Below are 12794 nucleotides of genomic sequence, written 5' to 3' on the forward strand. Positions count from 1 at the left end.
GCCCCCGCCCGTTCACCGACTGGCTGCGCGACGCCGCCGTCCCGCTCACCGAACACGACCCGGCCGCGGCGCTCGACGACCTGGAGCCGCTACGCGACGTCGTCGGCGACGCGCGCGTCGTCGCGATCGGCGAACGCCGGTACGGTTCGCCGGCGCCGACATCCCGGCGGCCGGCGGCTCCCTGCTGCCCGCCCTGGCCCCCGTCGCCGACAACCTGCGCGCGGTCGATCCCGACACCCTGCCGGTGCTGGAGACCACGACGCGGATCGCCGGGTCGTTCGCCGGCGGCTCGGCGGCCGACGCCGCACCCGCCTGGGCACGCCTGGCCGCCGCCGAACAGGACGCCCTCAGCGCGGCTCTGACGCGCCTGCTCATCCGGTTCCGCGCCGTCGAGCCGCTGTACGTCTCCCGGAGCGACCGGCAGAGCTACGACATCGCGTTCCGCCGCCTCGAAGGCGCCTGCCAGGGGGACTACCAGTTCCGCGCCATGGCCGACCTCGGCCTCGCCCTCGCCGACCTCCGCCGGGCACGGCGCGAGACACCCGACGGCGGCGGCCCCGACCACATCCGGCTGCAGAACACCTTCCTGAGCACCCCCGCCCTCGACGCCTTCGACGCCATTCTCGCGACGCCGACCTCCTCCGTCGCCGACGGCATCCACCTCTGACGCCCAGGGCCCCTCCACACGATCGTCATCGGCGGCGGCGCGCTCGGCAGCGGGACCACCCCCAGCAGGGTCGTCTCGCGGGGGCTCGACGGGCCGCGCGCCAGCCGCACGGTAAAACCGGTGCGGTGACGCTCCGTCGTCTGTGAGGATCGGCCGCATGCCAGAGGGAACACTGAACGGGCACGTGGCGATCGTGACGGGCGCCAACCACGGGATCGGCGCGGCGACGGCGCGCGAGGTGGCCGCGCGGGGCGCCGCCGTGCTGGTGAGCTACCTCCGCCTCGACGGGACCGGGCCGGGTGAGGCGGTGGTCGAGGAGATCCGCCGGGCCGGCGGGCGGGCGGCCGGTTTCGAGGCGGACCTCACCGACCCCGACGCGCCGGCCGCGATCTTCGACGCCGCCGAGGCGGAGCTCGGACCGGTCGACATCCTCGTCAACAACGCGTCGGGCTGGATCCAGGACACCTTCACCCCGGAGCCGAAGGACAGGTTCGGGCGGGAACTGCGGCCGGTCACGGCCGACACGTGGCAGCGGCAGTTCGCCGTGGACACCCGGGCACCGGCGCTGCTGATCGGCGAGCTGGCCCGCCGGCACCGGGCGCGCGGCGCGCGCTGGGGGCGCATCGTGGGGCTGACGTCCGGCGGCGGCGAGCTCGGCTTCCCCGGCGAGGTGTCGTACGGCGCGGCCAAGGCCGCCCAGACCCACTACACGCTGTCCGCCGCCGCCGAGTTGGCGGAACTCGGCATCACCGCCAACGTGGTGCACCCGCCGGTGACCGACACCGGCTGGATCACCGACGAGGTCCGCGCCTTCGTGGCCACCAGCACCACCCACTTCCACGTCGCGGACCCGGCCGAGGTGGCGCGGACCATCGCCTTCCTCGTCTCGCCCGAGGCCCACCTCGTCACCGGGAACGTGCTCACGCTGCGCTGACGGGTGCCGGCCCCAGCGTCGCCTTCCAGATCTCCTCGCTCGGCCAGCGGTGCGCCCACTCCGACGACACCTCGTCGAACTCCCGGTGCGCCGGGGCCGGGGCCCGGATCTCGATCAGGTCCTCGACCACGAAGCCGCTGGCCCGCAGCGTCCGCAGCGTCTCGCCGTGGGAGGGGACGAACTCGACGCGGTCGCCCCGGTCGATGCGGCCGAGGCCGCCGAAGTGCGGGTGGTGCAGGGTGGTCGTGGCGCTGCCGGCCGGCGAGACGGTGAGGGCGTACAGCGGCGCGTACCGCGAGAAGACCAGCCGGCCGCCGGGGCGCAGCAGGCGGGCGGCCTCGGGGATCCAGCGGTCCGGGTCGCACCAGAGGGAGGCGCCGAACTCGCTGATGGCCAGGTCGAACGAGTCGTCCGGATAGGGGACGTCCTCGGCGCTGCCGAGGACGAGGGGGAAGTCGAGGCCGAACTCGGCCTGCATCGCGCGGGCGGTGGCCAGCTGGGACGCGGAGACGTCGATCCCGACCGGGCGCGCGCCGGCCCTGGCCAGCCAGGCGGAGACGTAGGCGGTGCCGCAGCCCAGCTCGACGACCCGGGCGCCCGGCAGGTCGGGCGGCAGTAACCGGGCCTCGGACTCGGGCGTGGCCCACAGCCCCCAGCGTGGTTCGGTCAGCGCCCACTGGGCCCTGGCCAGCGGGCCGTGGTGGCCGGCGGCCACCTCGTCCCAGTAGTGACGGTTACGTGCCACGTGTTCCAGGTGATCCCGGTGATCGGTCATGGGGCGGCAGGCTATGACGCCCCGCCCTCCACCGTCGCCCGGTTTCCGCCCGCGGCGGCGCGGTACGCGCTGGGGGTGACGCCGAGCGCCCGCACCAGGTGCTGCCGCAGCGAGTCGGCGGAGCCGAGGCCGCTGTGGTGGGCGACGCGGTCCATCGGCAGATCGGTGGTCTCCAGCAACTGCCGGGCGCGGTCGACGCGTTGGCGCAGCAGCCAGCGCAGCGGGCTGAGGCCGGTCTCGGCGTGGAAGCGGCGGGTGAGGGTGCGGGTGCTGACGCCGGCGTGGGCGGCGAGGTCCGCCAGGGCGAGCGGGCGGTCGAGGCGGCGCAGCGCCCAGGCGCGGGTGTCGGCGAGCGAGCGTTCCGGGACGTGGGGCAGCGGCGTCCCGACGAGCTGCGGCTGGTCGCCCGGGCGCGGCGGGCCCACGACCGCCAGCCGGCCGGCCGCGGCGGCCACCGCCGAGCCGTGGTCGGTCCTGATGAGGTGGAGGCACAGCTCGACGGCGGCGCCGGCGCCGGCCGAGGTCACGATCGGGCCGTCCACGACGTGGAGCGCGTCACGCTCCACGGTCACCGCGGGGAAGCGGCGCGCGAGCTGGTCGGTGAGCCCCCAGTGGGTGGTCGCGCGCCGCCCGTCGAGCAGGCCGGCGTGGCCCAGCACGAAGGTGCCGGTGCAGATGGCGGCGACCCGCCGGCCCGCGTCGGCGGACCGCCGTACCGCGTCGAGCACGGCCGGCGCGACGTCCTCCCGGGCGCCGCCGCCGACGACGACGACCGTGTCGCCCCCGCTCAGCGCGCCCAACCCGGCCAGGCCGTCGGGAACGAGCATGTCGGGCCCGCCGACGGCCGCCACCCGGCCGGGGCGGGCGGTGTGCGTGGTGACGCGGTACGCCGGGCCACCCGCCAACTCGGCCGCGCCGAGCAGCATCTGGGTGATGGACAGGTCGTACGCGAAGACGGGCGGCACGGCGAGGAAGGCGATCCGTCGCATGGCCAGATCCTCCGGAGGCTCGGCGATCGGGGCCCTGCCGACGCGAGGTCGCGGCCCGCACAGTGGGACAGCGCCCGCCGGGGACCGGATGTTCCCGGCCGTACGGGCGCACGGCTAGGGGAGGAAGCATGTCTCTGCGGGTCATCGTGGGAGCCGGCGCCGCGGCCAGGACCGCGGCGCGGCTGTTCGCGGACGACGGCGAGCGGGTGCGGATCGTCACCAGGAGTGGCGGCGGCCCCGAGCACCCGCTGGTCGAGCGGATCGCGCTCGACGCGGGCGACCCGGCCGACGCGGACCGGCTCGCCCGGCTGGCCGAGGGCGCGGACACCGTGTTCAACTGCGCGATCACGCCGTATCACACCTGGCCGACCACGGTCCCGCCGCTCTACCGGGCGATCCTCGCGGCGGCCGAGCGGAGCGGGGCCGACTATGTGATGCTCGGCAACGTCTACGGCTACGGCCCGGTGGACGGGCCCCTCACCGAGGAGCACCCCCTCGACGCGACCGGCCCCAAGGGCCGGGTGCGCGCACGTATGTGGGAGGAGGCGGCCGAGGCGCACGCGGCGGGGCGGGTGCGGGCGACGGAGGTGCGGGCCGGCCAGTTCCTGGGCGCGGGTGTGCTGTCGGTGTTCACCCTCACGGTGCAGGCGCAGGTGCTGGCCGGGCGGCTGGCCCTGACTCCCCAGGAGTTGGACACGCCGCACGGCTACGCGGCCACCGACGACGTGGCGCGGGCCCTGGTGGCGGTGGCGCGGGACGACCGCTCCTGGGGGCGGCCGTGGCACGCGCCGGCGATCAACGCCTCGGTGCGGGAGGTGGCCGGCCGGCTGGCCGAGTTGGCGGGGGCGCCGGAGCCCCGGCTGGCGACGCTGAGCGACCGGGAGCTGGCGACGCTCGCCCTGACGGATCCGCTCTGGGGCGAAGTGGAGGAGACGGCGCACCTGTCGCACCGGCCGTTCACCCTCGACGCGTCACGGATCGAGAAGGTGTTCGGCACAAAGGCCAGCCCCCTCGACGACGTGTTGCGCGAGGCTGCTGGCCTGAAGGGTTGAACTCTGGAGCGGGTGACAGGGATCGCACACTGCGCCTCCCCCTTGGAAAGGGGGTGTTCTACTACTGAACTACACCCGCACGATGGGGAGTTGAGCCTTTCGGCCTGCCCTCCGACCTCGTGCCTCAGACTCTAGCCGATCATGGAGAGTTCACCAAAACGAGCGGCGGGCCGGGCTTGTCGCGCCCGGCCCGCCGACGGACGTCAGGCGAACAGCGCCCGCAGGGTGCGCTCGCCGGCCTCGCGGAGCTCGGCCAGCGGGATGGCGAACCGGCCCTGGAGTTCGATCGCGTCCCCGTCGATCACGCCGATCCTGGTGACCGGCTGGGAGCGGGCCACGCACATGTCGGTGAACCGGGTCTCCTCGCTGCGCGGCACCGCCACCACGGCGCGCGCCGTGGACTCGGAGAACAGGAAGGTGAACGGGTCGAGACCGTCCGGCACGACGAGCCTGGCGCCGAGGCCGCCGCGCACGCAGGACTCGGTGACGGCCTGGATCAGGCCGCCGTCCGAGAGGTCGTGGGCCGCGTCGACCATGCCGTCCCGGGAGGCGGCGATCAGGATCTCGGCGAGCAGCCGCTCCGCCGCCAGGTCGACGCGCGGCGGCCGGCCGCCGAGGTGGTCGTGCACCACCTGGGACCAGGCCGAGCCGCCGAACTCCTCGGCCGTGTCGCCGAGCAGGTAGATCAGCTGGCCCGGCTCGGTGAACGCCATCGGCGTGCGGCGGGTGACGTCGTCGATCACGCCGAGCACGCCGACCACCGGGGTGGGGTGGATGGCGACCTCGCCGGTCTGGTTGTAGAGCGAGACGTTGCCGCCGGTGACCGGGGTGCCCAGCGTCTGGCAGGCGTCGGCCAGCCCACGGGTGGCCTCGGCGAACTGCCACATCACGGCCGGGTCCTCGGGCGAGCCGAAGTTGAGGCAGTCGGTCACGGCCAGCGGCCGGGCGCCGGTGGCGGCCACGTTGCGGTAGGCCTCGGCCAGGGCGAGCTGCGCGCCCGCGTACGGGTCGAGCTTGGCGTACCGGCCGTTGCCGTCGGTGGCGAGCGCGACGCCGAGGTTGGTGTCCTCGTCGATCCGGATCATGCCGCCGTCCTCGGGCTGGGCCAGGACGGTGTTGCCGAGCACGTAGCGGTCGTACTGGTCGGTGATCCAGGACTTGTCGGCCTGGTTCGGCGAGCCGACCAGCCGCAGCACCTGCGCGCGCAGTTCGTCGGCCGTCCGCGGGCGGGGCAGCGCGCCCGCGTCGTCCGCCTGGAGCGCGTCCTGCCAGTCGGGGCGGGCGAACGGGCGCTGGTAGACCGGGCCCTCGTGGGCGACGGTGCGCGGCGGCACGTCCACGATCTGCTCGCCGCGCCAGAAGATCTCCAGCCGGTCGCCTTCGGTGACCTCGCCGATGACGGTGGCGATCACGTCCCACTTGGCGCAGATCTCCAGGAAGCGCGCCTCGTTCTCCGGCGTGACGACCGCGCACATCCGCTCCTGCGACTCGCTCATCAGGATCTCCTCGGGGGAGAGCGAGGCGTCGCGGAGCGGCACGGTGTCGAGGTCGATCCGCATGCCGCCCGAGCCGGCCGAGGCCAGCTCGGAGGTGGCGCAGGACAGGCCGGCGCCGCCCAGGTCCTGGATGCCGGCGACCAGGCCCTCGGCGAAGATCTCCAGGGTGCACTCGATGAGCAGCTTCTCCTGGAACGGGTCGCCGACCTGGACGGCGGGGCGCTTGGCGGGCTTCCCACTGTCGTCGAAGGTCTCGGAGGCGAGCACGGAGACGCCGCCGATGCCGTCGCCGCCGGTGCGGGCGCCGTAGAGGATGACCCGGTTGCCGGGGCCCGTGGCCTTGGCGAGGTGGATGTCCTCGTGCCGCATCACGCCCACGCACAGCGCGTTGACCAGCGGGTTGCCCTGGTAGCAGGAGTCGAAGACGACCTCCCCGCCGATGTTGGGCAGGCCGAGGCAGTTGCCGTAGCCGCCGATGCCGGCGACCACGCCGGGCAGCACCCGGTGGGTGTCGGGGTGGTCGGCGGCGCCGAACCGCAGCGGGTCCATCACGGCGACGGGGCGGGCGCCCATGGCGAGGATGTCGCGGACGATGCCGCCCACGCCGGTGGCCGCGCCCTGGTAGGGCTCGATGTAGGACGGGTGGTTGTGCGACTCGACCTTGAAGGTGACGGCGTAGCCCTGGCCGACGTCGACGACGCCGGCGTTCTCGCCGATGCCGACCAGCAGCGCGTCGCTGGCCGGGGCCTTCTCGCCGAACTGGCGCAGGTGGACCTTGCTCGACTTGTAGGAGCAGTGCTCGGACCACATCACCGAGTACATGGCGAGCTCGGCGCCGGTCGGGCGGCGGTCGAGGATCTGCGTGATCCGCTCGTACTCGTCCTGCTTGAGGCCGAGTTCGGCCCACGGCAGCGGGGTGTCGGGGGTCTCGGCGGCGTGCTTGACGGTGTCGAGCTGCGGGCGGGCGTGGGAAGTCGGGGACATCAGGCGACCAGCTTCCTCAGGACCGAGGTGAAGAACCCCAGGCCGTCCGTGGTCGGGCCGGTGAGGGCCTCCACGGCGTGCTCGGGGTGGGGCATCAGGCCGACGACGTTGCCGGCGGCGTTGGTGATCCCGGCGATGTCGCGGCGGGAGCCGTTGGGGTTGACGTCCAGGTAGCGGAAGACCACCCGGCCCTCGGCCTCCAGCTCGTCCAGGGTGCGCTCGTCGGCGACGTAGCCGCCCTCGCCGTTCTTCAGCGGGACGGTGATCTCCTGGCCGGCGGCGAAGTCGGCGGTCCAGGCGGTGTCGGCGTTCTCCACGCGAAGCCGCTGGTCGCGGCAGATGAAGTGCAGATGATCATTGCGGGTCAGCGCACCGGGCAGCAGATGTGATTCGCACAGCACCTGGAAACCGTTGCAGATGCCGAGCACGGGCAGCCCCGCCCTGGCCTGCTCGACGATCGTTTCCATCACGGGCGAGAATCGGGCGATCGCACCGCACCGAAGATAGTCGCCATAGGAGAAACCGCCCGGAAGGATCACGGCGTCCACCTGGCGGAGGTCTTTGTCGCCGTGCCAGAGCGCGACCGGCTCGGCACCTGCGAGCTTTACCGCGCGGGCCGCGTCACGGTCGTCGAGAGAGCCGGGAAATGTGACGACTCCTACACGAGTTGTCACCGGCCGACACCTTCTTCCTCGACTTCCTCCGCCACCCGGACGCGGAAGTCCTCGATCACGGTGTTGGCGAGAAACGTGCGGGCCATCTCACGGACCCGCTCCAGGGCCGCCTCGTCGACCGGCCCGGCCAGCTCGAGCTCGAAGCGCTTGCCCTGGCGGACGTCGGCCACGCCCTCGAATCCGAGGCGCGGGAGGGCCCGCTGAACCGCCTGGCCTTGGGGGTCGAGGATCTCCGGCTTGAGCATGACGTCGACTACGACGCGAGCCACTGGTACTCCCGGTGATGGTGCGGTGATGGTGTGCATGACGCTTCGCTCAGCCTACCGGGCGGGGAAATCTACCCGGGTAGATAGGTGCGCTTCGGTCACGTTAAGGTATCGAGCCCGGAAACCCTTCCGGGAAACCTGAAGGAAAACGTAGGGTCCCCGTGCGGCATGGGATGCGATCACGACGTGATGCCGAATTCGCCCTCTTCGCATTAGCATGCCGATCCAGTACAAATTAAAGAACCCTCGCTCGCGATCTACTGGGAGAGCGGGCGGCACCGGGCCGGGCCGCCGCTCCCGAAAGGACCGATATTCGTGGCACAGCGTGTAGTGGTCACACTCGCCGACGACATCGACGGCGGCGAAGCGTCCGAAACGATTGCCTTCGGCCTCGACGGGAAGAGCTACGAGATCGACCTCAGCACCGACAACGCGGAGAAGCTGCGGACCACGCTCGCCCCGTATGTGGAAGCCGGACGTAAGCGCGCGAAGTCCGGCAAAGCCTTCCACCACACCGCCGTGGCGCCCGACCCCAAGACGGTGCGGGCCTGGGCCGACTCCAACGGCTTCGACGTGCCGGCCCGCGGCCGGATCCCGCGCAAGGTGTACGACGCGTTCAACGAGGCGCACTCTTCGGGGCATTGAGGCGTCGGGCCATTGAGCCGACTTGCCATGAACCCGGGGTGGTCGGCTAGAGTCTGGAGCGCGCCGCAGGGAGCGGAGCCGGAGAGGCTCCCAACCCCAGGTCGCGCGGGTGTAGTTCAGTAGCAGAACACCCCCTTTCCAAGGGGGAGGCGCAGTGTGCGATTCCTGTCACCCGCTCTGACCGCTGGACCGGTCCTCTGGATGGGGTACAGTGGTGGGCACATGCGGACGTGGCTCAGTTGGTAGAGCATCACCTTGCCAAGGTGAGGGTCGCGAGTTCGAATCTCGTCGTCCGCTCATGTGAAGGGCCCGGTCTTCCAAGACCGGGCCCTTCGTCGCGTTTCCTTACTTTCGTCGGGTGCGCGGTCGGTTCCGACCTGACATTTGTCAGGTGGAAGTCCTGACGTCCGGCAGTACCGGTGGGGTGGGCCGGCGGCGAGCCTGGAACCGTGACGGAGAACGTGATCGAAGTGAATGGGCTGCGCCGCCGCTACGGGGACCACGAGGCCGTGCGCGGCCTCGACTTCACGGTGCGGCGCGGCGAGGTGTTCGCCCTGTTGGGGACGAACGGCGCCGGGAAGACGTCGACGGTGGAGCTGCTCGAGGGCCTCGCCCCGGCGGACGGCGGGCAGGTGCGGGTCCTCGGGCACGATCCGTATCTGGACCGCTTCGCGGTGCGGCCGCGGATCGGGTTGATGCTCCAGGAGGGGGGCTTCCCGGCCGAGCTGACCGTCGGCGAGACGGCGCGGATGTGGGCGGGGTGCACGACCCGCGCCAGGCCGGTCGTCGAGTCCCTGTCGCTGGTGGGCCTCGGCCGGCGGGCCGATGTGCGGGTCAAGCAGCTCTCCGGCGGCGAGCGGCGGCGGCTCGACCTGGCGCTCGCGCTGACGGGGCGGCCCGAGGTGCTGTTCCTCGACGAGCCGACCACCGGATTCGACCCCCAGGCGCGGAGGGACGCCTGGGAGTTGGTCCGGGTCCTGCGGGACGAGGGCGTCACGGTGCTGCTGACCACGCACTACCTGGAGGAGGCCGAGGAGCTGGCCGACCAGCTGGCGATCATGAACGAGGGCCGGATCGTGGTCTCCGGCACGCCGGCCGAGGTGATGGCCGAACAGCCGGCCCGGATCAGGTTCGGGCTGCCGGCCGGGGTCCCGATCGGGGCGCTGCCGGTGCCGGCGGTGGCCGGCGAGGGGGGCAGGGTGCTGGTGGAGACGCGGGAGATGCAGCGCTCGCTGACCGAGCTGCTGCTGTGGGCCCGGGACCAGGGGATCGAGCTGGCCGCCCTCGACGCGCGGTCGGCCACGTTGGAGGAGGTCTTCCTCGGCATAGCCGCCCGGGGGAACGAGTCGGTGCGGGAGGTCGTGGCATGAGCACGGTGCAGGTATCGGCGGCCCGGGGAAGCGGCCCTGACGCCGGGGGCAGCACCGGCTGGCAGCGGGTGCGGGCGCTGGCCCGGATGGAGCTCACGCTGCTGATGCGCAACCGCTCGGCCGCGTTCGTGGCGCTGCTGTTGCCGCTGGTGATGGTGGGCAGCTCGTACTCGTCGTCGCGGCTCATCGACCTCGACGACACCTCGCTGAGCCGCGCCGACGCGGTGCTGACCGGCGGGATCGGCTCGGTGCTGCTCATCGTCGTCTATCTGGGGGTGCTGCCGGTCTATGTGACGCGTCGCGAGGAGCGGGTGCTCAAGCGGCTGCGTGCCGGGGAACTGCGGGATCTGGAGATCCTGGCGGGTGCCGCGCTGCCTTCTGTGGTGCTGGCCCTGGCGCAGTGCGTGGTGCTGGTGACCGCGGGCACCCTGCTGCTCGACGTCCGGGCGCCCGCCTCTCCCTTGGTGTTGCTGCTCGGGGTGCTGCTCGGCGTGGTGCTGCTGAGCGCGCTCGCACTGGCCACCGCCGGGCTGACCAGGACGGTGGAGAGCGCGCAGATCACCGGGACGCCACTGCTGTTCATCTCGCTCTTCGGTTCCGGTCTCACGGTGCCGCTCGAGGTGTTTCCTGACCGGGTGGCCAGCTTCCTGGAACTGCTGCCGGTCACCGGGGTGATGCGGCTCGTCTCCGGCGGCTGGCTCGGCGGCCTGAGCGCCGGCGAGTTGATCAGCGCGGTGGCGGGCGCCCTGGCCTGGACGGTGCTCTCGGTGCTCGCTGTGCGACGGTGGTTCTACTGGGAGCCTCGGCGGTAGGCATCCCGAGAGTTCCGAGGAGGTGCGTGGTGCGTTGGTTCGGCTGGTGGGAGTCGTCGCGCCGGGCCAGCCAGCTGAAGCGGGTCCACCTGTACACGGCGGCGTCGCTGTACGCGTTCTGCGCGGCCGAGGCGGCGCTGATCGTGTTCGGCATGGCGCGGGACGCCGAGGAGAGCGCCGTGTGGGGCCTGGCGGTCGCCGGCCTGGTGGGCACGGCCCATGTCGCGGCCAGCGTGGTGGCGAACGGGGCCGCGCTGCGGGCCTATCTCGGCGCCGGCCCCCGCCCCGACCGGCTGCTCCTCGGCTACACGGCGCTGACGCTCGCCGGGATGGCCGCGGTGTTCGTCACCATGGCGGTGGGCGGGCTGCCGAAGGAGAGCAGCACGATCCCCGTCTACCTGGCCGTCTACTCCGCGGCCCCGGTGGCGATGGCGCTGCCGATCAGGCAGGGGCTGCGCGTCGCGGCGCTGCCGGTGGTGGCGGTGGGCCTCGGGGGCGCGGCGCTGGGGGCCACGGCCGTCGCGGTCGTCATCGTGGTGGCGGCGACCGCCGCGGGCGCGGTGCTGATGGGGGCCCTGCACCGCACCTCCGCGTGGACGCTGCGGGTGATGCACCGGCTCGACGCCGCCCGGGAGACGGAGGCCAGGCTCGCGGTGGCTGAGGAGCGGCTGCGGTTCGGCCGCGACCTGCACGACGTGCTGGGGCGGAACCTGTCGGTGATCGCGCTCAAGAGCGAGCTCGCGGTGCGGCTCGCGCGGCGCGGCCCGGCGGGGTCGGAGGCCGTGGCCGACCAGATGGTGGCCCAGATGACCGAGGTCCAGCGAATAGCCCGGGAGTCACAGGCGGAGATGCGGGAAGTGGTGCGGGGCTATCGGGCGGCCGATCTGCACGCGGAGTTGGCCGGCGCCCGGGGGGTGCTGGAGGCGGCCGGCATCAGCTGCCACATCGAGGACAGCGCGTCGTCCGGGCTGCCGGCCCAGGTGCAGTCGGCGCTCGGCTGGGTGGTGCGGGAGGGCACCACCAACGTGCTGCGGCACGCCGACGCGGACCGGTGCGCCGTGCGGCTGCGGCGGTCGGCGCCGGGCAGGGTGGTGCTCGTCATGGAGAACAACGGCGCGCGGAGCCCCGCCCTGGGGGCGGGGTCGGGTCTCGCCGGGCTGCGGGAGCGGCTCGCGGCGCTCGGCGGCTCGCTGACGACGGCGGCCGACGCGGGCGGCTCGTTCCGGCTGACGGCCGAGGTACGGCTGGGGGGCGACGCGTGATCCGACTGCTGCTGGCGGACGACGAACACCTCATCAGAGGCGCGTTGGCCGCGCTGCTCGGTCTCGAGGACGACCTGGCCGTGGTGGCCGAGGCGGCCACCGGCCCCGAGGCGCTGGCGATGGCCAGGGCCCACCGGCCGGACGTGGCGGTCCTCGACCTGGCGATGCCGGGAGCGGACGGGCTGGCCGTGGCCGGGGCGCTGCGCCGCGAGGTCCCGGAGTGCGTCACGCTGATCGTCACCGGCCACGCCCGCCCCGGCCATCTGAAGCGGGCGCTCGCCGCCGGGGTGCGGGGCTTCCTGCCGAAGACGGTGTCGGCGTCCCGGCTCGCGGAGATCATCCGCACCGTGCACGCGGGCAACCGCTACGTCGACCCCGAGCTCGCGGCGGACGCGATCAGCGCCGGCGACTCGCCGCTGACCGAGCGGGAGGCCGAGGTCCTCGAACTGGCCGCCGACGGCGCCCCGATCGCCGAGATCGCGGTCCGCGCCGGCCTGGCCCCCGGCACCGTCCGCAACTACCTGTCGGCCGCCGCCACCAAACTCGGCGCCGAGAACCGCCACACGGCGGTCCGCCTCGCCCGCGAACGCGGCTGGCTGTAGCCCGGGCCCCCTGGCGGGGGCATGGCCACCCGACCTCGCGGATGCCGAGCCCTGGCCGGGCCGGCCAGGCCGGCGGCCCCGGCGAAGCCGGGTGCCGGGCCCGCGCCCTCCGTGGGCCCGGGCCGCTCCGGCGGCCCCGGCGGCCCCGCCTACACGGTGGATGCCGCCTGCGCCTCCTCGCTGGTCGCCGTCGACCACGCCGTCCGCGAACTCGCCACCGGCCGCTGCGACCTGATGCTCGCCGGCGGCGTGCACCACTGCCACGA

14 protein-coding genes and 3 tRNA genes are annotated in these 12794 nt (G+C 73.4%); 11 read left to right on the plus strand and 6 right to left on the minus strand.

Annotated features, from left to right (window positions below):
* Positions 1 to 244: 244 nt before the first annotated feature.
* Together E1283_RS38185 and E1283_RS20285 are read left to right on the plus strand one after the other, a co-directional pair.
* Positions 245 to 667: a hypothetical protein gene (locus E1283_RS38185; protein WP_207930468.1), complete on the plus strand. Its 423-nt coding sequence runs from the start codon at positions 245 to 247 to the stop codon at positions 665 to 667.
* Positions 668 to 824: 157 nt separating this feature from the next.
* Positions 825 to 1601 carry an SDR family NAD(P)-dependent oxidoreductase gene (locus tag E1283_RS20285; RefSeq protein WP_132819525.1) on the plus strand — a complete coding sequence of 259 codons (777 nt, stop codon included), beginning with the start codon at positions 825 to 827 and terminating at the stop codon, positions 1599 to 1601.
* Here E1283_RS20285 and E1283_RS20290 read toward each other — a convergent pair.
* Both E1283_RS20290 and E1283_RS20295 read right to left on the minus strand, forming a co-directional pair.
* Positions 1588 to 2346: a class I SAM-dependent methyltransferase gene (locus E1283_RS20290; protein ID WP_243744973.1), complete on the minus strand. Its 759-nt coding sequence runs from the start codon at positions 2344 to 2346 to the stop codon at positions 1588 to 1590. The two genes, E1283_RS20285 and E1283_RS20290, sit on opposite strands and share 14 nt — an antisense overlap.
* A 41-nt stretch (positions 2347 to 2387) precedes the next feature.
* Positions 2388 to 3365, minus strand: coding sequence for a GlxA family transcriptional regulator (locus tag E1283_RS20295; protein WP_132819527.1), 978 nt, complete (start codon positions 3363 to 3365; stop codon positions 2388 to 2390).
* Positions 3366 to 3493: 128 nt separating this feature from the next.
* Here E1283_RS20295 and E1283_RS20300 point away from each other — a divergent pair, with 128 nt between their 5' ends.
* Entirely contained in the window at positions 3494 to 4417 is a 924-nt protein-coding gene (locus E1283_RS20300) for an NAD-dependent epimerase/dehydratase family protein (protein WP_132819528.1), read from the plus strand.
* 4 nt (positions 4418 to 4421) lie between these two features.
* On the opposite strand, the gene E1283_RS20305 is transcribed toward E1283_RS20300, so the two are convergent.
* The 4 genes from E1283_RS20305 to purS all read right to left on the minus strand — a co-directional run bounded on the left by E1283_RS20305 (position 4422) and on the right by purS (position 7840).
* A tRNA-Gly gene (locus E1283_RS20305) sits at positions 4422 to 4496 on the minus strand.
* 124 nt (positions 4497 to 4620) lie between these two features.
* On the minus strand, positions 4621 to 6897 hold the full coding sequence (gene purL, locus E1283_RS20310) for a phosphoribosylformylglycinamidine synthase subunit PurL (protein WP_132819529.1): 2277 nt from the start codon (positions 6895 to 6897) through the stop codon (positions 4621 to 4623).
* On the minus strand, positions 6897 to 7571 hold the full coding sequence (gene purQ, locus E1283_RS20315) for a phosphoribosylformylglycinamidine synthase subunit PurQ (RefSeq protein ID WP_132819530.1): 675 nt from the start codon (positions 7569 to 7571) through the stop codon (positions 6897 to 6899). Before purQ ends, purL begins: the two co-directional genes overlap by 1 nt.
* A complete protein-coding gene (gene purS, locus E1283_RS20320; protein WP_132819531.1) occupies positions 7568 to 7840 on the minus strand; it encodes a phosphoribosylformylglycinamidine synthase subunit PurS in 273 nt (90 codons plus the stop codon). The genes purQ and purS overlap by 4 nt, the downstream gene beginning before the upstream one ends.
* Positions 7841 to 8152: 312 nt before the next feature.
* On the opposite strand from purS, the gene E1283_RS20325 reads away from it, so the two are divergent.
* From E1283_RS20325 to E1283_RS38890, 8 genes are all read left to right on the plus strand, one after another.
* Entirely contained in the window at positions 8153 to 8482 is a 330-nt protein-coding gene (locus tag E1283_RS20325; RefSeq protein ID WP_132819532.1) for a histone-like nucleoid-structuring protein Lsr2, read from the plus strand.
* Between the two features lie 105 nt (positions 8483 to 8587).
* Positions 8588 to 8659 (plus strand) — tRNA-Gly (locus E1283_RS20330).
* Positions 8660 to 8706: 47 nt separating this feature from the next.
* Positions 8707 to 8779: transfer RNA gene (locus E1283_RS20335), tRNA-Gly, on the plus strand.
* 164 nt (positions 8780 to 8943) lie between these two features.
* The gene (locus E1283_RS20340; RefSeq protein WP_132819533.1) at positions 8944 to 9852 is read left to right on the plus strand and encodes an ABC transporter ATP-binding protein; all 909 of its coding nucleotides are present in this window, start codon (positions 8944 to 8946) and stop codon (positions 9850 to 9852) included.
* Positions 9849 to 10664 (plus strand): ABC transporter permease, encoded by an 816-nt coding sequence (locus E1283_RS20345; protein ID WP_132819534.1) that lies wholly within the window; start codon positions 9849 to 9851, stop codon positions 10662 to 10664. Before E1283_RS20340 ends, E1283_RS20345 begins: the two co-directional genes overlap by 4 nt.
* 26 nt (positions 10665 to 10690) lie before the next feature.
* Positions 10691 to 11926, plus strand: coding sequence for a sensor histidine kinase (locus tag E1283_RS38885; protein WP_243744974.1), 1236 nt, complete (start codon positions 10691 to 10693; stop codon positions 11924 to 11926).
* On the plus strand, positions 11923 to 12528 hold the full coding sequence (locus E1283_RS20355; RefSeq protein WP_132819535.1) for a response regulator transcription factor: 606 nt from the start codon (positions 11923 to 11925) through the stop codon (positions 12526 to 12528). The genes E1283_RS38885 and E1283_RS20355 overlap by 4 nt, the downstream gene beginning before the upstream one ends.
* 21 nt (positions 12529 to 12549) lie before the next feature.
* Positions 12550 to 12794 (plus strand): beta-ketoacyl synthase N-terminal-like domain-containing protein (locus E1283_RS38890; RefSeq protein ID WP_243744975.1); only part of this gene is annotated, 245 nt, incomplete at its 3' end.

Source organism: Streptomyces hainanensis, assembly GCF_004348415.1.
In the GTDB taxonomy this organism is placed as follows: Bacteria; Actinomycetota; Actinomycetes; order Streptomycetales; family Streptomycetaceae; genus Streptomyces; species Streptomyces hainanensis.